The 19,691-nt window shown below is 73.1% G+C and carries 17 protein-coding genes; 8 read left to right on the top strand and 9 right to left on the bottom strand.

Annotation, left to right across the window (positions count from 1 at the left end; genetic code table 11):
- Positions 1–128: 128 nt before the first annotated feature.
- Positions 129–1,118 (bottom strand): Gfo/Idh/MocA family protein, encoded by a 990-nt coding sequence (locus ABD774_RS04065; RefSeq protein ID WP_345037955.1) that lies wholly within the window; start codon positions 1,116–1,118, stop codon positions 129–131.
- A gap of 543 nt (positions 1,119–1,661) precedes the next feature.
- On the opposite strand from ABD774_RS04065, the gene ABD774_RS04060 reads away from it, so the two are divergent.
- Together ABD774_RS04060 and ABD774_RS04055 are read left to right on the top strand one after the other, a co-directional pair.
- Positions 1,662–2,720: a YeeE/YedE family protein gene (locus ABD774_RS04060; protein WP_345037953.1), complete on the top strand. Its 1,059-nt coding sequence runs from the start codon at positions 1,662–1,664 to the stop codon at positions 2,718–2,720.
- A 41-nt stretch (positions 2,721–2,761) separates the two neighbouring features.
- Positions 2,762–2,986: a sulfurtransferase TusA family protein gene (locus tag ABD774_RS04055; RefSeq protein ID WP_486327267.1), complete on the top strand. Its 225-nt coding sequence runs from the start codon at positions 2,762–2,764 to the stop codon at positions 2,984–2,986.
- A 12-nt stretch (positions 2,987–2,998) separates the two neighbouring features.
- On the opposite strand, the gene mshC is transcribed toward ABD774_RS04055, so the two are convergent.
- Both mshC and ABD774_RS04045 read right to left on the bottom strand, forming a co-directional pair.
- A complete protein-coding gene (mshC, locus tag ABD774_RS04050; protein WP_345037950.1) occupies positions 2,999–4,270 on the bottom strand; it encodes a cysteine--1-D-myo-inosityl 2-amino-2-deoxy-alpha-D-glucopyranoside ligase in 1,272 nt (423 codons plus the stop codon).
- Positions 4,271–4,380: 110 nt separating this feature from the next.
- Positions 4,381–5,265 (bottom strand): undecaprenyl-diphosphate phosphatase, encoded by an 885-nt coding sequence (locus tag ABD774_RS04045; RefSeq protein WP_345037947.1) that lies wholly within the window; start codon positions 5,263–5,265, stop codon positions 4,381–4,383.
- A gap of 154 nt (positions 5,266–5,419) precedes the next feature.
- Between ABD774_RS04045 and ABD774_RS04040 the strand changes: the two genes are divergently transcribed.
- The 3 genes from ABD774_RS04040 to ABD774_RS04030 all read left to right on the top strand — a co-directional run bounded on the left by ABD774_RS04040 (position 5,420) and on the right by ABD774_RS04030 (position 9,507).
- Complete coding sequence (locus tag ABD774_RS04040; RefSeq protein WP_345037945.1) at positions 5,420–6,397, top strand: aldo/keto reductase; 978 nt, start codon at positions 5,420–5,422, stop codon at positions 6,395–6,397.
- A gap of 130 nt (positions 6,398–6,527) precedes the next feature.
- Positions 6,528–8,000 carry a serine hydrolase domain-containing protein gene (locus tag ABD774_RS04035; RefSeq protein ID WP_345037943.1) on the top strand — a complete coding sequence of 491 codons (1,473 nt, stop codon included), beginning with the start codon at positions 6,528–6,530 and terminating at the stop codon, positions 7,998–8,000.
- Positions 7,978–9,507, top strand: coding sequence for a serine hydrolase domain-containing protein (locus tag ABD774_RS04030; protein WP_345037941.1), 1,530 nt, complete (start codon positions 7,978–7,980; stop codon positions 9,505–9,507). The genes ABD774_RS04035 and ABD774_RS04030 overlap by 23 nt, the downstream gene beginning before the upstream one ends.
- On the opposite strand, the gene ABD774_RS04025 is transcribed toward ABD774_RS04030, so the two are convergent.
- Positions 9,420–9,698 carry a DNA primase gene (locus tag ABD774_RS04025; protein ID WP_345037939.1) on the bottom strand — a complete coding sequence of 93 codons (279 nt, stop codon included), beginning with the start codon at positions 9,696–9,698 and terminating at the stop codon, positions 9,420–9,422. The genes ABD774_RS04030 and ABD774_RS04025 overlap by 88 nt on opposite strands.
- 104 nt (positions 9,699–9,802) lie before the next feature.
- Here ABD774_RS04025 and ABD774_RS04020 point away from each other — a divergent pair, with 104 nt between their 5' ends.
- Entirely contained in the window at positions 9,803–10,042 is a 240-nt protein-coding gene (locus tag ABD774_RS04020; protein ID WP_345037938.1) for a DUF5703 family protein, read from the top strand.
- Positions 10,043–10,064: 22 nt separating this feature from the next.
- Here the strand turns inward: ABD774_RS04020 and ABD774_RS04015 are convergent, their stop codons facing one another.
- A complete protein-coding gene (locus ABD774_RS04015; RefSeq protein ID WP_345037937.1) occupies positions 10,065–11,408 on the bottom strand; it encodes a M20/M25/M40 family metallo-hydrolase in 1,344 nt (447 codons plus the stop codon).
- 183 nt (positions 11,409–11,591) lie between these two features.
- Here ABD774_RS04015 and ABD774_RS04010 point away from each other — a divergent pair, with 183 nt between their 5' ends.
- Positions 11,592–13,022, top strand: a complete 1,431-nt coding sequence (locus ABD774_RS04010) for a sensor histidine kinase (RefSeq protein WP_345037935.1) — start codon at positions 11,592–11,594, stop codon at positions 13,020–13,022.
- Positions 13,016–13,663, top strand: a complete 648-nt coding sequence (locus tag ABD774_RS04005) for a response regulator (protein WP_345037932.1) — start codon at positions 13,016–13,018, stop codon at positions 13,661–13,663. Before ABD774_RS04010 ends, ABD774_RS04005 begins: the two co-directional genes overlap by 7 nt.
- Before the next feature lie 139 nt (positions 13,664–13,802).
- Here the strand turns inward: ABD774_RS04005 and ABD774_RS04000 are convergent, their stop codons facing one another.
- From ABD774_RS04000 to ABD774_RS03985, 4 genes are all read right to left on the bottom strand, one after another.
- The gene (locus ABD774_RS04000) at positions 13,803–15,554 is read right to left on the bottom strand and encodes a PxKF domain-containing protein (RefSeq protein ID WP_345037930.1); all 1,752 of its coding nucleotides are present in this window, start codon (positions 15,552–15,554) and stop codon (positions 13,803–13,805) included.
- A gap of 134 nt (positions 15,555–15,688) precedes the next feature.
- Positions 15,689–16,354 (bottom strand): hypothetical protein, encoded by a 666-nt coding sequence (locus ABD774_RS03995; protein ID WP_345037927.1) that lies wholly within the window; start codon positions 16,352–16,354, stop codon positions 15,689–15,691.
- A gap of 55 nt (positions 16,355–16,409) precedes the next feature.
- The gene (locus ABD774_RS03990; RefSeq protein WP_345037925.1) at positions 16,410–18,527 is read right to left on the bottom strand and encodes a M3 family metallopeptidase; all 2,118 of its coding nucleotides are present in this window, start codon (positions 18,525–18,527) and stop codon (positions 16,410–16,412) included.
- Positions 18,528–18,576: 49 nt separating this feature from the next.
- Positions 18,577–19,656, bottom strand: coding sequence for a GNAT family N-acetyltransferase (locus ABD774_RS03985; protein WP_345037923.1), 1,080 nt, complete (start codon positions 19,654–19,656; stop codon positions 18,577–18,579).
- Positions 19,657–19,691 lie beyond the last annotated feature (35 nt).

Below are 19,691 nucleotides of genomic sequence, written 5' to 3'. Positions count from 1 at the left end.
CGCCGGCGGGCCGCGCCCACCGGGCTCCAGCCCCCGGCGGCCTCGGCCCACCGAGATCCGCCCCCCTGGCACGCATCGGCCCCACCGAGTCGACCGCGACTCGGGCAGACCCGGGCAGACCCGCGGAGCTACAGCACCGAGGAGGCCGTCTGTCCCGCGGCCGCGGCGATGCGTTCCAGCGTCGCCGCCGTGCGGGCGGTGAGCGCCGTACCCGCGGCGTCCTCGACGCCGTCCGCGACGCGCCGGGCGAAGGCGGCCACCTGCTCGCCGTACTGGTCGCCCTCCACCTCGACGACGGAGACGTCGCCGTCCCGCTCGACGCGGATCCGGGCGGTGCCGCCGCGCTGGTCGGCGCGGAAGACGTCGGGGAGCTCGATGGTGCCGGTGGTGCCGATGAGCCGGGCCTCGGCGCGGAACGGCGCGTCGAAGGAGCAGTGCAGGGTGGCGGTGACGGCGCCGTACCGGGCGGCGACGGCCGTCCTCGTGTCGGCTCCGTCGGGCGTGTCGCGGTGGGCGACGACGCCGAGGTCGTCGGGCTCGGCGCCGGTGAGCCAGCCGAGCAGGTCCACCGGGTAGCAGCCGATGTCCCGCAGGGCCCCGCCCCCGAGGTCGCGGCGCAGACGGATGTCGGGCGGCTCGGACCGCGGCAGCGTGAAGTGGAAGGACGACTCGACCGTCACGAGGTCGCCGATCGCCCCGGCGTCCAGCAGCTCGCGCAGGCGCCGCAGCTGGGGGTGGTGGCGGTACATGAAGGCCTCGGCCAGCTGCACGCCGGCGTCCGCGCAGGCGGCCGTGACCTCCTCGAGCTCCGCGGTGCCGAGCACGATCGGCTTCTCGCACAGGACGTGCTTGCCGGCCCGGGCCGCGGCGAGGATCCACCGCATGTGATGGGCGTTGGGCAGGGCGATGTAGACCGCGTCGACCCCCGGGTCGGCGAGCAGCTCGTCGTAGCCGGCGTACGCCCGCGGGATGCCCACCTCCGCGGCGTAGCGCTCGGCGTTGCCGCTGGCCGAGGCGACGGCGACCACCTCGCCCGCCCCGGCGCGACGGATCGCCGGGATCACCTGCTTTCGCGCGATCCGCGCCGCACCGAGCACGCCCCACCGGATGTCAGACACAGCAGCCTCCCCGTCGTGAACCAGGGCCCCAGGCTATCCAGCCCCTCCCCTTCCGCCCCGGGACCCGTGCTCGCATCCGCGCAGGACTCCCGGAGATCCTCCGGGGGCTCCAGGTCGACCCGGCCGCACCGGCACGGCGCAACCCCTGTCCGGATCGCGAGACCCGCTCAGCGTCGTGTCCGAAAGCCGGGACGACGGCGGCAATCACGGAATCGGGTCTCGACCGCTCCCCCGGTCGTCCGTAACGTCGCCGCCGCGCGTCCGCCGCACGGCGGCCGTGCAGGATCCAGCCCACGGACGACGAGAGGAGACTCTGGTGCACCACCTGTGCGCCGCGGCGCTCATGCTGCGCTCCCGCCGTCACGTCGACCTGATGCGGATCTCCTCCGCAACGTGTCGGGCCTGATCCCGCGGCCCTGACCGGCCGCTGCACCGCCCCTCCGGGGCGCCCCTCCCGTTCCGCACCTCCCCTCCGGCGCGCCCGCGGCGCGCGGACCACGCACGCCTCGACAACCCGGCGTGCCCAGGCAGACAGGACCTTCCATGCTCCTCACCGGGCTTCTCCTCGGCGCAGCGCTCGGCTTCGCCATGCAGCGCGGACGCTTCTGCGTCACCGGCGCCTTCCGCGACGTGTTCGTCGCGCGCAGCACGCGGTGGCTCACCGCGTTCCTCATCGTCATCGCCATCCAGGCGGTCGGGATCGCCGCCATGCAGGGCATGGGCGTCATCGGCCCCGCCGACCAGCCGCTCGCGCTGCCCGCCACCGTGGTCGGCGCGCTGATCTTCGGCTTCGCCATCGTGCTCGCCGGCGGCTGCGCCACCGGCACCTACTACCGCTCCGGCGAGGGCCTCGTCGGTTCCTGGTTCGCGCTGATCTTCTACGCGCTCTCGGCCGGCGTGATGAAGAACGGCGTCCTGGGCGACTTCACCGCCTGGGCCCGCGGCATCACCGTGCCGGCCACCACGATCCACGAGACCCTGGGCGTCAGCTCCTGGTTCCTCGTCGCCGCCCTCGGCGCCGGCGTGCTGTACCTCGTCCACCGACACCTGTCCGTGCGCACCCTGAAGGTGGCCACGCTGCCGCCGCGCCGCACCGGGCTGGCGCACCTGCTCTTCGAGAAGCCCTGGGGCGCGTTCTCGACGGCGGTCGTCATCGGGATCATCGCGATCCTCGCGTGGCCGCTCAGCACGGCCACCGGCCGTGAGGCCGGGCTCGGCATCACCACGCCCTCCGCCAACGCGGTGACCTTCCTCGTCACCGGCGACGCCGAGCTCGTCGACTGGGGCGTGCTGCTCGTGGCCGGCATCCTGCTCGGCTCCTTCATCGCCGCCAAGGGCTCCGGCGAGTTCCGCGTCCGCGTCCCCGACGCCACCACCACCGTCCGCTCGATCGTCGGCGGTGTCGGCATGGGCGTCGGCGCGGCGCTCGCCGGCGGCTGCACCATCGGCAACGCCATGGTGGCGACCGCCCAGTTCTCCTACCAGGGCTGGCTCTCGTTCGCCTTCATGCTCCTGGGCACGGGGATCGCCACCAAGATCTTCGTCCTGCGCGGCCCCCGCACGGCCGCTCGATCCACCGTCCCGGCGACCGCCGGCGTCTGACTCCCACCACGCCCACCACAGAGAGAAGGACCACCATGCCCATCAAGACCGTGCTCGAGACCGACGGCCAGGTCTGCCCGTTCCCGCTCGTCGAGGCGAAGGAGGCCATCGCCGCCCTGGAGGTGGGCGACGAGCTCGTCATCAACTTCGACTGCACGCAGGCCACCGACTCCATCCCGCGCTGGGCGGCGGAGAACGGCTACCCGGTCACCGAGTTCGACCGCCGCGGCGACGCCAGCTGGTCGATCACCGTGCAGAAGGCCTGAAGCCCGTAGGACCTACAGCGCCACGCCGAGCAGCGCGTCGACGGTGCGCCGGACCAGCTCCGGTGCGCCGTCGACCTGCTCGGCGTCGTGCGCGAGCGCGCGGGCGGCCCAGGCGTCGACGGCGGCCAGCGCGGCCGGCGCGTCGAGATCCCGGGCGAGGGCCTCGCGGACCTGCTCGAGCACCGGCTCGGCCGCGGGGCCCGCCGTCGCGGAGGTCGCGCGGCGCCAGGTCGCCAGCCGCTCGGCCGCCGCGCCGAGGTCCGCGTCGGTGTACTCCCAGTCAGACCGGTAGTGGTGGCCGAGAAGGGCGAGCCGGACGGCCATGGGGTCGGCCCCGCCGTCGACGAGGCGGGAGACCAGCACGAGGTTGCCGAGCGACTTGCTCATCTTCTCGCCGTCGTAGGCCACCATGCCGCCGTGGCTGTGCACCATCACCGGGGCGGGGACGTTGCGCAGCACCCGCAGGTGCGACTCGCTCATCTCGTGGTGCGGGAAGACGAGGTCGCGCCCGCCGCCCTGCACCTCGATGAGCTGGCCGAGGAACTTCCCGGCGATGCACGAGCACTCGATGTGCCAGCCCGCCCGGCCGCGGCCGAGGCTGCGCCCGTCCCAGTCGGGCTCGCCGTGGCGGGTGCGCCGCCACAGCAGCGGGTCCAGCGCGTGGCGCTTGCCGGGCCGGTCCGGGTCGCCACCGTTCTCGGCGAAGACCTTCACCATCTCGTCGGGATCGAGACCCGCGCCCGTGCCGAAGAGCGGGTCGGCGCTGAGGTCGGCGTAGACGTCGCCGAGCTCCGGGTCGTCCCCGCCGGCCCCCTCGGGTACCGGCACGCGGTAGGCCGTGCCGTCGGCGAGCATGCGCTCGACGGCGGCCACGACGAGGTCCATGGCCTCCACGACGCCGACGTAGTGGTCCGGAGGCACGACCCGCAGGGTCTCCATGTCCGAGCGGAACAGGTCCGTCTGGGACTGGGCGAGCTCGCGCCAGTGGACGTCGGTCTCGTCGGCGCGCTCGAGCAGCGGGTCGTCGACGTCGGTGACGTTCTGCACGTAGGTCACCCGGCGGCCCGCGTCGCGCCAGGCGCGCAGGAGCAGGTCGAAGCCGACGTAGGTGTTGGCGTGGCCCAGGTGCGTGGCGTCGTACGGGGTGATGCCGCAGACGTAGAGGGTGGCGGGCTCCTCGGCGCCGCGCGTGGGGGTCAGCGCCCCGGCGGCGGTGTCGTGCAGGTGCACGGTGAGGCCCTGACCGGGCAGGGAGGGGATGTCGGGCGCGGACCAGGAATGCACCAGGTGATGCTAACCGGCGGCGAGCGTCCGGCAGATCGGCCGTCCACGCGCCCGGTGATGCCGCGGGAGATTTCCCGACGACGCAGCCGAGGCTCCGCCGTCGGAAATCGTCAGCCGGCCGAGGGCGACCCGGCGGGCACGGCGTCGATGACACCGGCGATCACGAGCGCCACGACCAGGACCGCGAGCACCAGCCGGTAGACCACGAACGGGGTGTAGCTGTTGGTCGAGACGTAGCGCAGGAACCACACGATGACGGCGTACCCGACGAAGAACGCGACCACGGTCGCCAGCGCGATCAGCGCGCCGGGCACCTGCGCGGTGCCGGGGGCCGGCTCGCCGAAGATGACGTCAGAGAACAGCTTGTAGAAGCCGGAGATCATCACGGCGGGGATGGCGAGGAGGAACGCGTACCGGGCGGCCGCCTCGCGGGTGTAGCCCAGCAGCAGGCCGGCGGTGATCGTGCCGCCGGACCGGGAGACGCCCGGGACGAGGGCGAGCGCCTGGGCCAGGCCGAAGATCACGGCGTCCTTGAGGCTCATGTGGTCCAGCGTCTTGGTGCGCCGGCCGACGCGGTCCGCCCAGCCCAGCAGGAGGCCGAAGATCGCCAGCATCGCGGCGGTGATGTACAGGTGGCGCAGGGTGTCGTCGATGGCGTCCTCGAAGAGGAGGCCGAGCAGGCCGATGGGGATCGAGCCGAGGATGACAAACCAGCCCATGCGGGCGTCGGGGTCGCTGCGGGGCACCGTGTTCTTCCACGGCCCGACCGGCAGGGCCCCGAACCAGGCCTTGATGATCCGCCAGATGTCCTTGCGGAAGTAGATCACCACGGCGGTCTCGGTGCCGATCTGGGTGATGGCGGTGAAGGCGGCGCCGGGGTCGGCACCGCTCGGGAGCAGCTCGCCGACGATCCTCAGGTGCGCACTCGAGGAGATCGGGAGGAACTCTGTCAGGCCCTGCACGAGGCCCAGGACGATTGCTTCCCACCAAGTCACGGTCGGCAACGATAGGCCACCGACCTGGCCGGGCCATCCCCCGACAGGCGGAGCGTGCGCAGGCTCACGTACGACCGAGGCCGGACCCGTTGCCCCTGCGCCGTGCCCCTGGAGGCAACGCGAACGGACGACGCACGCCCACTACGGTGACTCCATGCAGCAGCGCAGGGTCGGCCGGACGGGCCTGACGGTCTCCAGCATCGGGCTGGGCACCATGACGTGGGGCCGGGACACCGACGAGCACGATGCCGCCGAGCAGCTCGAGGTCTTCCTCGAGGCCGGGGGGAACCTGCTCGACACCGCCGCGACCTACGGCGACGGCGCCTCCGAGGCGCTCATCGGACGGCTGCTCGGGGAGTCCGTGGACCGCCAGGACGTCGTCCTGGTCTCCAAGGCCGGGGTGCGCTCCCGCCGCACGCCCGACGGCGGTGGCGTCGTCGACGCCTCCCGCGGCTCGCTCCTGGACACCCTGGACGACTCCCTCGACCGGCTCGGCACCGACCACCTGGACCTGTGGCTCGTGCAGACGCCCGACCCCGCCACCCCCCTCGAGGAGACGCTCGGCACGCTCGAGCACGCCGTCGTCACGGGCCGCACCCGGTACGTGGGCCTGTCGAACTACCCCGCGTGGACGACGGCGCAGGCCGCCACGCTGCTCGCGCCGCCCTCCGGGCCAGGGCTGGCCGCGGTGGAGGTCGAGTACTCGCTGCTGCAGCGCGGCGTCGAGCGCGAGCTCCTGCCCGCGGCGGACGCGCTGGGCGCCGGGGTGCTGGCGTGGTCACCGCTCGGGCGCGGGGTGCTCACCGGCAAGTACCGCGCGACGGTCCCCGCAAGCTCGCGGGCGGCGTCGCCCCACCTGCGCGGGTTCGTCGAGCCGTACCTCAACGACCGCGCCCACGGCGTGGTGGAGGCGGTGACGACGGCGGCCGCCGGGCTGGGGCGCACGGCCCTCGAGGTGGCCCTGGCCTGGGTGCGCGACGCCCCCGGGGTGAGCTGCGCCGTCGCCGGGGCGCGGACGGTGGGGCAGCTGCGCGGGGTGCTGGGCGCGGCGGACCTGGAGCTGCCAGACCCGATCCGGTCGGTGCTGGACGAGGTCACCGCGCCGGAGATCGGTTACCCCGAGCGGTTCTGACCAGCTCCTCCTCCAGGCCGGCGGGTGCGCGCGCCAGTCCGTCCCCCTGCGCCCGAGGGACCAGGGGCCCTTCCGTGGCCGCGACCGCGGGGCGCACCATGGAGGTCGGGGGCTGGACCGAGGAGGAACCTTGCCCACCACCGAGGAGACCGCCGTTCGCACGCGGGTGGGCGAGATCCTTCACCGCAGACCTGCGGTGGGATTCGCGCTGGGGGTGGTGCGCGCCGGCGGGCTCGAGTCGTTCAGCGCCCACGGGGTCGCCGACATCCCCTCGGGCCGGCCGGTCACGGCGGACACCGTGTTCCGGGCCGGCTCGATCACCAAGACGTTCACGGCCGTCGCCGTCATGCAGCTGCGCGAGCAGGGGCTGGTCGAGCTCGACGCCCCCGTGAACGACTACCTGCGCGCGTACCGGCTCGACCCCGCCGACGCTGCCCACCGGCCCGCCACGGTGCGCCACCTGCTCACCCACACGGGCGGGATCAGCGAGCAGGTCCCGCGCTCGGGCCTCCTGCGGCCGAACTTCGGTGAGACGGTCCCGGCCGGGCAGCCGCTCCCCACCCTCGCCGAGTACTACCGCGGCGCCCTGCGCCTCGCCGCCGAGCCGGGCACCCGGTTCCGGTACACCGACCACGGGCCGGCGACGCTCGGGCAGCTGGTCGCGGACGTGAGCGGGACGCCCCTGGACCGGTACCTGCGCGAGCGGGTGTTCGACCCGCTCGGCATGACGGACACGACGATGCTGCGCTCGGAGGTGGACCGGTCGCGACTCGCCACCGGGTACCGGCTCGGCCGCCACGGCCCGCGCGAGGTGCCGGAGTTCGACTACGTGCCGGCCGGGGCCGGCGCGGCCTTCTCCACCGTCCGGGACATGGCGCGTTACGTCGTCGCCCTCCTCGACGGCGGCGGCAACGAGCACGGCTCGGTCCTGCGCCCGGACTCCCTCGCGGAGATGTTCGCCCCGCAGTACCGGCCCGACCCCCGCCTGCCGGGGCTCGGTCTCGCGTTCTGGCGGGCGGACGCCGGCGGGCACCGGGTGGTCGAGCATCAGGGCGTCATCCCGCCCTACTTCGCGCAGATCTTCGCCGCCCCGGACGACGGCGTGGGTCTGGTGGCCCTCACCAACGGCACCCGCGGCGGCGCCACATGGCTCGCCGCCGAGACCGGCGCCCTGCTCGACGCGCTCCTGGGGGTGCCCGAGCCGACCGTCCGCACCGACGTGCCCCAGCGTCCGGAGGTCTGGTCCGAGCTGTGCGGGCGGTACGCCCTGCCGGGCCCGGTGACCCTCACGGACGTGCGCGTGCGGGGCGTCGTCGGCGCCGGCTTCGAGGTGCGCGTGCGCCGCGGGCGGCTCGTGCTGCGGTCGCTGTCGCCGGTCCCGGCGCTGTACCGCGGCTTCGTCCTTCATCCCGACGACGACGCCGACCCCTACGCGTTCCGCGTCGAGCTTCCCGAGGGGGTCGGGAGCCTGCGGGTCGTGTTCTCCCCCGCCTCCCCGACGGGCACGGCGACCCTCCACCTCGACGGCATGCCGCTGACAGCCCACCGGCCCTTCGGTCGGCGCAAGGAACGAGGCAGCGATGGAACGATCCGACACCCGTGAGCTGATCGCCGCGGTCAGCACGGCTCTCGGTCGCTGGCCAACCGCCGGGATGGCCATCACCGTCGTCCGGGACGGCGAGCTCGTGTGGACCCACAACCACGGGTACGCCGACGTCGCCGCTCGCGCCCCGGTCGACGAGGACACGGTGTTCCGGGTCGGGTCGGTGACCAAGACGCTCACCGCGGTGGCGGTGATGCAGCTGTGGGAGCGCGGGCTCGTCGACCTCGACGCCCCCGCGGCCAGGTACCTCCGCGCCTTCCCGCTGGTGCCCGCCCGCCCGGCCCTTAGGCCGGCGACGCTGAGGCACCTGCTCACCCACACCGCCGGGGTCCGCGCCGTCCGCGGCCCCGCCGACCTGCTGCGCCCGGCGCTCGGCTGGGGCGCCCCGGTGGGCCGCGCGCCGTCGCCGGCCGAGTACTACCGCGGCGGGCTGCGCATCGACGTCGAGCCCGGCACGAAGTGGGCCTACACGAACCACGGGTTCACCGCGCTCGGCCAGATCGTCGCCGACGTCACCGGCGTGCCGTTCGCGGCCTACCTGCGCGAGCACGTCCTCGGCCCGCTGGGCATGGAGGACTCCGACCTCGTCCGGACCGACCGGCTGCTGCCCCGCCTGGCGACCGGCTACGAGGTTCGCTCCGACGGCCTGCGGGCGGTCGAGGATCTCGAGGTGGTCACCGCGGGCGGAGGCGGGCTGTACTCGACCGCGCGCGACATGGCCCGCTACGCGGTCGCTCTGCTGGGCGGCGGCGCGAACGAGCACGGCCGGATCCTCCGCCCGGAGACCCTCGCCCTCATGTTCCAGCCCCACCACCGGCCCGACCCGCGCGTGCCGGGCGTCGGCCTGGGCTTCTACCCCGGCGACGTCGGCGGCCACCGCACCGCGGGGCACGACGGCATCTGGAAGGGCTTCCTCGCCGATCTCCTGCTGGCCCCGGACGACGGCGTGGGCGTGGTCGCGCTCGGCAACACGAGCGCGTTCGACCCGCGCGGAGCGCCGACCCCGACGGCGGAGGCGCTGCTCCGCCTGATCCTCGGTGTCCCCGAGGAGCGGGTGCGCGCCGACGTTCCCCAGCGCCCCGCCACGTGGGGCGACCTGTGCGGCCGGTACACGCTCGGTCCGGGGCCGCTGCTGGACCCGCAGCCGCGGATGGTGCTCGGGTCCGCGATCGACGTCCTGGTCCGGCGCGGCCGGCTCATCACCCGCGGCCGCCGGCCGATCCCGGCCGTACGCCGGGGCCTGCCGCTCCTGCCCGACGCCGAGGACCCGGATCTCTTCCACGTCGACCTGACGGACATCGGGCCGGGCGTGGTACCGGTCGCCTTCGGCCGCGGTCCCGACGGCCGGGTGACGGCGATGCACACCGGCCTGCTGGGGACCTCGTACCCGAGGGTGCCCGACCGGCCTCGGCGAGGGTCTCAGGCCTCCTCGTACTCCTCGTCGTCCTCGTCCTCGTACTCGAGGTCGTCGTCCTCGTCGTCGTCCTCGTCATCGTCGTCGGTGTAGATGTCGAACGGAGTATCGACCCCGAAACCGGTGAACAGCGCGTCGTCGTAGGTGTCGAATGCATCCATGAGCGTGTTCGCAGCCGCCACGACCGCCGGTGCGTCGCTGTCCCGCGCCGCCGAGACGGCGTCGTAGTGTGCTTCGAACGCAGCGATGAGTCGGTCGAGCGCAGCCCGCGGGTCGTTAGCCATGGCATGAGCCTAGCGGTCCCGTGGAGGTGGCACACCGCCGGTTCTGACCTGCGGCGATACGCCGGATTTTGTGTTTGACGGACGAGGCGAGGGAGCATAACGGGATGCCCGGTAAGAACCACGAGACCGCCGTCGCGAAGCGCCGAGCCGGTGCGAGCGCCGCCTACTACGAGTACCGGACCGTCACGCTGCCGCGAACGATCAGCCGCGGCGACGTGCGCAAGCTCCTGACCGACGAGGCCGAGTACGGCCGCTGGGAGCTCGCCCGGACGCGCCTGTACATCGGCGGCATGCGCAAGGTGTGGCTGCGCCGCCGGGCGATGCGGGTGGACAGCACGCTCTGAGCTCGGGGCGGGCTCGCCCCGCTCAGCAGGTGCGCAGCATCCGCTCCAGCACTCGGCAGCCGAAGCGCAGCGCGTCCGTGGGCACCCGCTCGTCGACGCCGTGGAACATGCCGGCGAAGTCGAGGTCGGCGGGCAGGCGCAGCGGCGCGAACCCGTAGCCGGTGATCCCCAGCCGGGACAGCGCCTTGTTGTCGGTGCCGCCGGAGAGCATGTACGGCAGGACCGTGGCGCCGGGGTCCTCGGCGTCGATGGCGCCGATCATCGCGTCGACCAGGTCGCCCTCGAACGGCACCTCGAGCGCGGTGTCGCGGTGGATGTCCTCGAACCGGACGCCGGGGCCGGCGAGGCGCGCGAGGGTGTCCATGACCTGCTGCTCCTCTCCCGGCAGGAACCGCACGTCGACGGCGGCCGTCGCGGAGCCGGGGATGACGTTGGCCTTGTACCCGGCGCCCAGCTGCGTGGGGTTGGCGCCGGTGCGCAGGGTGGCGCCGACGAACTTCCGCGCCGGGCCCAGCTTCTCGACGAGGCGGTCGATGCCCTCGGGGTCCTCCGGGTCGAAGGTGGTGCCGGTGAGGTCGGCGACGCCGGAGAGCAGCTGGCGCACGGTGCCCGTGAGGTGGAGCGGCCAGGCGTGCTCGCCGATGCGGTGCACGGCGCCCGCCAGGCGGGTGACGGCGTTGTCGCGGTTGACCTGCGAGCCGTGCCCGGCGGTGCCGTCGGCGAGCAGGCGCAGCCAGGCCAGCCCCTTCTCCGCCGTCTGGAGCAGGTAGACGCGGCGGCCGTCGATCTCGACCGAGTAACCGCCCACCTCGCTGACGGCCTCGGTGGCGCCCTCGAACACGTCGGGCCGGTGGGTGACGAGCCAGTGGGCGCCCATGACGGAGCCGGCCTCCTCGTCCGCGGTGAACGCGACGACGACGTCGCGCGGCGGCCGCCAGCCGGTGCGGCCCATGTCCCGCACCACCGCCAGCATCATGGCGTCCATGTCCTTCATGTCGACGGCGCCGCGGCCCCAGATCATGCCGTCGCGCTCCTCGGCGCCGAAGGGGTCGACGGACCAGTCGTCCGCGGCGGCGGGGACGACGTCGGTGTGGCCGTGCAGCACGAGGGCCGGCCGGGTGGGGTCGGTGCCCGGGATGCGCAGGATCACGCTGGCCCGCCCGGGGGCGGACTCGATGAGCTCGGGGTCCCAGCCGACCTCGGTGAGCAGCTCCATGACCAGCTCGGCGGCGGCCCGCTCCCCCGGGCCGGAGCCGTCCCCGTAGTTGGACGTGTCGATGCGGATGAGGTCGCGGCACAGGCGCACCACCTCGTCCTCGGGGCGCACGGCGGAGGTGTCGGCGGAGGCGGCGGGCTGGGTGGTCATAGTCGCAGGCTACCCAGGTGACGGGCGCCGTCGTCGTCGCCCTGCTGACGACGGCGCATCCACGTGCCCAACTTGGCCCCGGACCTGTCCGAACCGCGTGCCGATCCGGGCGAGAAGGGTTCGCGCCGACCGCCGTCGCCAACCGCCGGATACGGACCCCTCGGCCCACCTACACTCCGGGGCATGGGGTCACCGGGGACCGCCCGACGCCGCCGAGGGCATGTCTTCCAGGCGCTGCCCAGCGGTGCCATGACGGCGGGCGGCTGGGGCGTTGGCCTCGTCGTCACCGCCTTCATCCTGGGCACGCCGTACCTCGTGTTCGGCTTCCACAGCCCCTCCCTGCATCTTGTGCTGGACACGGTCGACGGCTGCGTCGCCCTCCTGCTGGCGTACCTGCTGCACGGGCGTTTCGTCCGCACGGACAGGCTGCAGGACCTCCTGCTCGCACAGGGCATGTTGCTCCTCGCCCTCGCCGGGCTGGGGCTGACGCTCCTGCTCGACGCCTTGCCGGCCGCGCGACCGGACACCCTCGGCGTCTGGCTGCCGCTGAGCCTGCGGCTGCTGGGGGCGCTGTTCATCCTGGCCTCCGCCCTCACCGGCGACCGCACGGCCGGCTCCAGGATCGCCGTCTGGGGGCGCGCGATGCCGTGGCTCCTGCTGATCGCCGCCTTCGCGCTGCTCGCTCCGAACCGCGACCTGCTGCCCCCCGCCCTGGCCGCGAGCCCTCCACCGTCGGCACAACGGCCGGTCATCACCGGTCACGCGCTGATGCTCGTCTCGCACGCGCTCACGGCCCTGTGCTTCGGTGTCGCGTCCGTCGCGTTCGCCGTCCAGGCGTCTCGCCGGCATGACGAGCTGCTCAGATGGGTCGGCCCCGCCCTCGCCCTCGGTGCCTGCGCCCGCGTCAACTACTTGCTCTTCCCCTCTCTCTACAGCGACTGGCTCTACACCGGTGACCTGCTCCGGACGGGCTGCTACCTGCTGCTCCTGGTCGGTGCCGGCCGGGAGATCCGGGAGTACTGGGCGTCCCAGGCCCGGGCGGCGGTGCTCGAGGACCGCCGGCGGCTCGCGCGTGAGCTGCACGACGGGGTCGTCCAGGAGCTCGGGTACATCCGGGCCGAGGCGCGCGGGGGGCTCCGCGACCCCCGCACCGCCGACCGGATCGTCGCTTCCACAGACCGGGCGCTCGACGAGGCGCGCGCGGCGATCGACGCCCTGGGCCACGGCGTCGACGAGCCGTTGGCCGCGATGCTGCAGCGGGCTGCGCGACAGGTGTCCGAACGGCACGGCGGCCGTCTCGAGGCCGAGCTGGACCTCTCCGTCACCGCCGACGCCGAGCAGCGCCACGCCCTCGTCCGGATCACCCGGGAGGCGGTGTCCAACGCGCTGCGGCACGGCCGGGCCCAGCAGGTCGTGCTGACGGTGGCACGCGGCGAACGGGGCCGGCGGCTGGCGGTTCGTGACGACGGGCTCGGGTTCGACGTCGAGGCGGCCCGACGGGAGGCCCGCGGATACGGCCTGACGAGCATGCACGACCGGGCGCTGGCTCTGCCCGGGACCCTGATGATCGAGTCCGGCCGCGGCAGGGGCACGGAGGTGTCGGTGAGATGGTGAGTGAAGGCCGGCTCGACGTCGTCGTCGCCGACGACCATGCGCCGACACGGGCATCGGTGCGCCGGGCCCTCGAGGGCGGCGGCTGCACCGTGGTCGGGGAGGCGGCCTCGGCGGACGGGGCCGTCGCCCTGGTGACGGAGCACCGGCCGGACGTCGCCCTTCTCGACATCCAGATGCCGGGCAGCGGCATCCGGGCGGCGCAGGCTATCGGCCAGACCGCGCCGGAGACCGCCGTCGTGATGCTGACGCATTCCACCGCGGACGGAGACCTCTTCGACTCCCTCCGTGCCGGTGCGGCCGGCTATCTGCTGAAGGACGCCGACCCGCACACGCTCGCCGACGCCCTCCGCGGCGTGCTGGCCGGAGAGGCCGCCATGCCGCCGCGGCTCGTCGCGCGCATCCTCGACGAGTTCCGTGCGCCGGCCAAGCGCCGGTTCTGGCGCGACTCCCCCGCAGCCGGCAGGCTCAGCGCCCGTGAGTGGGAGGTCATGCAGCTGCTCGGCGAGGGGTTGTCGACGGAGGAGGTGGCCGCCAGGCTGTTCCTCTCGCCGACGACGGTGCGGGTCCATGTGTCCGCCGTGCTGCGGAAGCTGCGGGTGACCGATCGGGACAGCGCGCTCAGGGTGCTGCGCGGCGAATAACGGTCCGCTCGGGTGTGCGGCCGACGGTCGGCCGACTCCCCCGACCCATGTGCTGCCCGGCGGAGTTTCGCAGTGCACAAGGAGATCCCCGCCGGAGTACCGGCGGGGACCTCCTCGCTGGCCGTCGCTCGGCTGTCCGTTACTTCAGCTGGAAGTTGGCGGTGATCGCGGAGCCGTCCTGGGTGGTCATGGTGACCACGTAGCACGTGCCCGGCTTCTTCGGGGTCTGCCAGTTCTGCACGAACTGGCCGGCGGTGGCGTCGTAGCGCAGGCTCGTCCCGCCGGTCGTCACCAGCTCGATCTCGTCGACCGTCGCGCTGCTGCCGGGGCAGCCGACAGTCTTCTGGGTGAAGCTCTTGACGACCGACGTGGACGTCAGCTCCGTAGCGGCGAACACCTCGAACTTCAGCGGCACGGTGCTGCCGCCCTTGACGGTGTTCCAGACGCCGCCCATGTTGACCGGCGAGGTGAAGCCCTTCAGGTTCCACGCCAGGACGTCGTAGGTGAGCGTCGCGGTGGAGGTGTGACCGGCGTTGTCCTTGGCCGTCGCGGTGTAGGTGTGCGTGCCCACGGACGTCCCGCCGCCGCTGATGTCGCAGGAGGCCAGGCCGGACACCTCGTCGGTGGCGGTGCAGGTGGGAGCATCCGGGCCGGTGCCGTAGTAGTAGTCGCCGGTCGGGCCGCCGATGAAGGTCGGTGTCGCCGGGGCGGTCTTGTCGACGTTGTAGGTCTGCGTCACCGCCCCCAGCGGTGTGGTGTTGCCGGCGACGTCGGAGAAGGCAGGGCTGGTGAGCACGACCTCGCCCTCGCCGCTCGTCGTGGCCGCCTGGCTGGTGGTTGCCGGGCCGGAGAGGGCGTCAGTGGCGGTGAATGTTCCCGTCACGTCCGAGGTGTACCAGCCGTTCTGCCCCTGCGTTCCGGAGACGTCACTGAGAGTGATGACCGGGCCGGTGGCGTCGCGCTTGATGGAGACCGTCTGGAGTTCTGCCTTCCCGCCCGCGCTCGTGGCCGCGCAGGTGTAGTCGGTGGCCGCTTGGTCCGAGGTGATCTCTTGGGGCTCGCACCCGGTCAGCTCGAGCGAGCTGGGAGACTCCGGCTCGTCGACCTGCCAGGTGACCGAGACGTCACCGGTGTACCAGCCCTCGTTGCCGTCCGGCTCGGCGGGGCTGAGCACGGCGGTGATCACTGGCGCGCTCGGGTCGACGATGCCGTAGGTCTCGGAGGCGACCACCTTGAGCCCGCCCGCGTCGGTGTAAGAGCAGCTGGCAGTCTGCTCGCCGATGCCGTCGGCCGAGTGCGGCCCGCTGACGTCGCTCACGGTGGCGGCGAACGTCGTCACACCGTCCTCGGCGTCGGTGACCATGCAGGTGGCGGCCGGGACGGCACCCTTGGCGTAGCTGGCGCCGCCGGTGACGCCCTCGATGACGATCTGCGGTGCCGTGTTGGCGGGCGGGGCGACCTGAACCGTGAACGTGGCGGGTGCCAGGTTGAACGTTCCGCCCGTCGAGTTGGAGACCTGGCGGACGGAGATCGTGGCGGTTCCCGCGGCGATCGGCGTCACGGTCAGCGTCTTGGAATCGTCGCAATTGGTGAACGTTACGGAGCCGGGCAACACCGTGGCCACTGCAGCGTCGGAGGAGGTCACGTCCAGGCTGAGTGTGGTGCTACCCGATAGGTTGCACCCGTTCTTCCCGTCACCATTGGCTGGCTTGACGTACAAGGCGGTGGTTCCGTTGACGCGACCGACGTTCAAGGCCATGGTCTCGGCCGTCGCGTCGATGCTTGCGTCGAGGCTGTTGAAGATGTCGTCGGCCATGGCGGAGCCGGCCATCCAGCCGAGGAGGAGGGGAACCGCCGCGGCTGCGGCGACAAGGCGTCGTGTCCTGCGCATGGGGGGAGTCCTTCGTCGTCGAGAGGGCCCGGAGGTAGGGCGCATCTCGACGCTAGGTCGTCAGCATCAGGCCACACGGCCTTTCAAGCGTTCAACGTCCTAAACGAGGATGTCGTCGCAGGCCAGCGAGGCGTTCAACGCCCCGACGGCCCCGCCAGACCGGACTCGAACGCCTCCCGCAGCAGCTCCGCCGTCGTCCGGGCGTCCTTGAGAGCGGCAGCCGAGCACACCACGACGCCGGGCTCCACCGACCGCCACCAGACGCCGCCGACGAGAACAACCAGCACGATGCCGTTGACCCGGTCCGGCGAGACGCCGTACCGCCCGATCGTCTCCTCGGCGATGGTGCGCGTGAGCTCGTAGCGCGAGTCTGGCTCGCGGTCGCCGTCTGCTCGACCAGGCCAGCGCCTCGCTTCTTCGTGGAGCGCCACGACCACCTGCTGCAGTTCCGGACTGCCGGCCAGCACCGCGAAGTCGGGCGCCGTTCCGACGGTACGAGCCTCGTCCTCCTCGCGGGCAGCCACCCAACTCCGCAGATCCGAACCTGATGCTGCGCGGCGCCACCGCGTCTCGAACGCCAGGGCGGCCCGCCACCATGCAGCCCACTGCCGGGCGACCTCTGTGCGCGACTGCCCGTCGAGCAGGTCGCTGTGGTCCGGCGGCCGGGACGCAAGCGGTGGCGGCGCCAACGGGTCGTCAGAGGTGTCCAGCCCCACGGCGTCGCGAACGAACAGCGCCAGGTCGAGCGTGGCCGCGTCCGAGACGCTGAGGCTCCACGACGGCGATCCGGACCTCCGCACGCGCGCCTCCTTGGTCGGCCCGTCGGCGCGCCGCTGCCCGGCCGCCGTCGTCCGGTCAGTCCGTCAGCCGCCGCCGCGCGAGCAGCGGATCGATGCGGGCGTCGCGGCCCCGCAGGTCGCGGAACGACTGCAGCGCGTCCTGCGAGTAGCCCCGCGAGAGCAGCGTGTCACGGAACCGCTGCCCGGCGGTGCGGTTCAGGCCTCCGTCGCCGTCGATGTCGCCCTCGGTGGTGAACCACTCGACGGTGTCGGCGTCGAGCACCTCGGACCAGATGTAGGAGTAGTACCCGGCGTCGTAGCCGCCCCCGAAGGTGTGGTTGAAGTAGGTGGAGCGGTAGCGCGGCGGCACGAGCTCGAGGCCGACCCCGGCGCGCTGGAGGGCCTCGCGCTCGAAGGCGGCGACGTCGTCCACCTCGGTGGGCACCTGCTCGGGCGTGACCTGGTGCCACGCCTGGTCCAGCAGCGCGGCGCCAAGGTACTCGGTGGTGGCGAAGCCCTCGCCGTACCCGGCGACGGCGAGCACCTTCTCGAGCAGCTCGGCGGGCAGGGGCTCGCCGGTCTCGTGGTGGCGCGCGAACCGGCCGACGACGTCGGGGTTCGCCATCCACATCTCGTTGACCTGCGAGGGGTACTCGACGAAGTCGCGCGGCACCGAGGTGCCCGAGAGCGTCGGGTACCTCACGTCCGAGAACAGGCCGTGCAGCGCGTGCCCGAACTCGTGGAAGCAGGTGCGCACCTCGTCCCACGTGAGCAGGGTCGGCTCGCCGGCGGGCGGCGGCGTGAGGTTGAGGTTGTTGACGACGACCGGCTTTCGGCCGGTCAGGTGGGACTGGTCCACGAGATTGTGCATCCACGCCCCGCCCCGCTTGCCGACGCGGGCGTAGTAGTCCCCGACGAACAGCCCGAGGCCGGTGCCGTCCTCCTCCTTGACCTCCCAGACGCGCACGCCGTCGGCGTAGCCGGCCAGGTCCGCCCGCTCGTGGAAAGTGATGCCGTAGAGCCGGTTGGCGGCGTAGAAGACGCCGTCGTCGAGCACCCGGTTCAGCTCCAGGTAGGGCGCGAGGACGGAGTCGTCGATGCTGTAGCGCTCTTTGCGGAGCCGCTCGGAGTAGTACGACCAGTCCGCGGCGCGCAGGGTGGCGCCGGCCGGGACGTCGGGGTCGGCGTCGAGCAGCTCCTGCAGCTCGTCGGCCTCCTTGCGGGCGTTGCGCGCGGCCGGGGCGGCGAGCCGGGCGAGCATCTCGTTGACGGCCGGCGTGGTCGCGGCGGTGCCGTCCTCGGCTATGTAGGCCGCGTGGTGGTCGTAGCCGAGCAGCCGGGCTCGCTCGGCGCGCAGGCGGGCGACCTCGAGGATGATGGCGCGGGTGTCGGAGTCGGCGTCGACGCCGGTCCCCCGCTGCTCGGAGGCGGCCAGCAGCTGGGCGCGCAGCTCGCGGTCGGTCAGGCGCGTGAGCAGCGGCTGCTGCGTGGGCAGCATGAGGGTGACGAGGTGGTTGACGGCGACGCCGCGGTCGGCGGCGTTGCGGGCCAGCCCCGCCAGGGTGCCCTCATCCAGGCCCGCGAGCCGGGCGGGGTCCTCGACCTCGACGGCGCCGGCCTCCATGGCCTTGACGACGCGCTGGGAGAACTCGGTCTCCAGGGTGACCAGGCGGGAGTTGAGCTCGCGGAGTTGGTCCATGCCGGCGTCGTCCAGGCGGATGCCGGCGCGGACGAAGTTCTTGCGGTAGTTCTCCAGCAGCCACGTGGTCTCGGCGTCGAGGTCGAGCAGCGGGGTGGCGCTGGCGAGCGACTCCAGGCGCTGGTAGATCCGGCGGTCGAGCCAGAACGCGTCGCCGTGGGCGGCGAGCTGCGGGGCGATCTCCGACTCGATCTCGTGGATCTCGTCCCCGCCGACCGACGACGCCAGCGTGTGGAAGACGACCAGCACCCTGCGCAGCAGCTCGCCCGAGCGTTCGAGCGCGTCGAGGGTGTTGACCACGTCCGCCACGGTCGGGTCCGTGGCGACGGCCTCCCACTCGGCGCGCTGCGCGGCGATGCCGGCCGCGACCGCGGGCCGGAAGTGCTCGATCCGCACGGCGGCGAAGTCGGGCAGCCCGTAGGGCAGCGACGACGGCGCCGCGAACGGGTTGGCGGGATCGAGCTTGGTGTCGGCCAGGGCCGTGACGTCGGACATGCGGAACATTGTGCCGCCTGTCACCCCCATCGTCCGAAAGGACGGCTGCTCAGGATCGCGACGGCGGGCGGTAGCCGTGCCGGGCGAGCACGCCGGCGATGTCCGGCGGGAAGAAGCCCGGCCCCTTGAGCACCTTGCCGTCCTCGCGGTAGATCGGCTTGCCGTCCTCCCCCAGCTTGGACAGGTTCGACGCCTGGATCTCGGCGAGCACGTCCTCCAGCGGGATGCCGCACTCCAACGCCATGCCGTAGATGACGTACGTGAGGTCCCCCAATGCGTCGGCCGCCTCGACGGTGTCGCGCGTGCCGTCGTCGGCTGCCACGGCGCGGGTGAACGCCGCGGACATCTCCGCGCCGGCCGCCTCCCCGTACACGGCCTCGACGAGCTCGGCGAGCTCCTCGGCCACCAGGGCCATGCGCATGTGGACGCGGTCGCGGTCCACGCTCGGCGGGTCGCTGACCACGGGGAGGGCGTAGGTGTCGTGGAACTGGCGCACCAGCGCCTCCGGGTCCCGCGACGAGGGCGACGCGACGGCGGCCGCCGGTTCCGCCGTCGTCTCCGGGCCGTCCCACGGCGCGACGGGGGCGCGGGGGTCTTCCTTGTGCAGGGAGCCGATCCAGGCGTCCTTGAGCTCCTCGCGGGTGACGTTGAGGCCGCGGACCGTGCCCTCCTTGCGGAAGCCGTGCCGCCAGACGGCGCGCCACGAGGCCCAGTTGCCGACGTCGGCGCGCCAGTGGACCAGCACGAGCCCCAGCCGGCCGAACGCGACGTCGAGGACGAGCTCGATCGCGCGTGAGAGGTGACCGTTGCCGCGGGCATCGGGCGCCATCCAGTACCCGATCTCTGCCCGGCCGTGGGCGACGTCGTGCAGGTCGACCATGCCGACGAGCCGGTCCCCGCCATCGGCCACCGTGCGGATGGCCCAGGTCGGGGCGCCCTTCTGCCAGCCCTCTGGCACCACGCTGGTGACGAAGGTGGCGGCGTCGCCGCGCGTGTAGGGGCTGGGGACGGTGGTGAACCGCTGGATCTCCGGGTCCACGCAGATCTCGGCGATGCGGTCGATGTCTGCGGAGGTGGGGGCGGAGAGCACGAGGGTGCCGTCGGCCGAGCGGAGATCGAAGCGGTCCATGGGAGACGACCGTACTTGGTGCCGCCGACGTCCCG

The organism is Georgenia daeguensis (assembly GCF_039537705.1).
Classification (GTDB): domain Bacteria; phylum Actinomycetota; class Actinomycetes; order Actinomycetales; family Actinomycetaceae; genus Georgenia; species Georgenia daeguensis.
The sequence above is the reverse complement of the archived record's forward strand: the minus strand, read 5'-3'. Positions and strand labels throughout refer to the sequence as shown.

Excerpts from the sequence above, each read along its gene's own strand:
- ABD774_RS04040 (WP_345037945.1), top strand. The coding sequence starts at position 5,420 with ATGCAGCAGCGCAGGGTCGGCCGGACGGGCCTGACGGTCTCCAGCATC.
- ABD774_RS03985 (WP_345037923.1), bottom strand. The coding sequence starts at position 19,656 with ATGGACCGCTTCGATCTCCGCTCGGCCGACGGCACCCTCGTGCTCTCC.
- ABD774_RS04015 (WP_345037937.1), bottom strand. The coding sequence starts at position 11,408 with ATGACCACCCAGCCCGCCGCCTCCGCCGACACCTCCGCCGTGCGCCCC.
- ABD774_RS04005 (WP_345037932.1), top strand. The coding sequence starts at position 13,016 with ATGGTGAGTGAAGGCCGGCTCGACGTCGTCGTCGCCGACGACCATGCG.
- ABD774_RS04060 (WP_345037953.1), top strand. The coding sequence starts at position 1,662 with ATGCTCCTCACCGGGCTTCTCCTCGGCGCAGCGCTCGGCTTCGCCATG.
- ABD774_RS04020 (WP_345037938.1), top strand. The coding sequence starts at position 9,803 with ATGCCCGGTAAGAACCACGAGACCGCCGTCGCGAAGCGCCGAGCCGGT.
- ABD774_RS03990 (WP_345037925.1), bottom strand. The coding sequence starts at position 18,527 with ATGTCCGACGTCACGGCCCTGGCCGACACCAAGCTCGATCCCGCCAAC.
- ABD774_RS04010 (WP_345037935.1), top strand. The coding sequence starts at position 11,592 with ATGGGGTCACCGGGGACCGCCCGACGCCGCCGAGGGCATGTCTTCCAG.
- ABD774_RS04000 (WP_345037930.1), bottom strand. The coding sequence starts at position 15,554 with ATGCGCAGGACACGACGCCTTGTCGCCGCAGCCGCGGCGGTTCCCCTC.
- ABD774_RS04030 (WP_345037941.1), top strand. The coding sequence starts at position 7,978 with ATGGAACGATCCGACACCCGTGAGCTGATCGCCGCGGTCAGCACGGCT.
- ABD774_RS04025 (WP_345037939.1), bottom strand. The coding sequence starts at position 9,698 with ATGGCTAACGACCCGCGGGCTGCGCTCGACCGACTCATCGCTGCGTTC.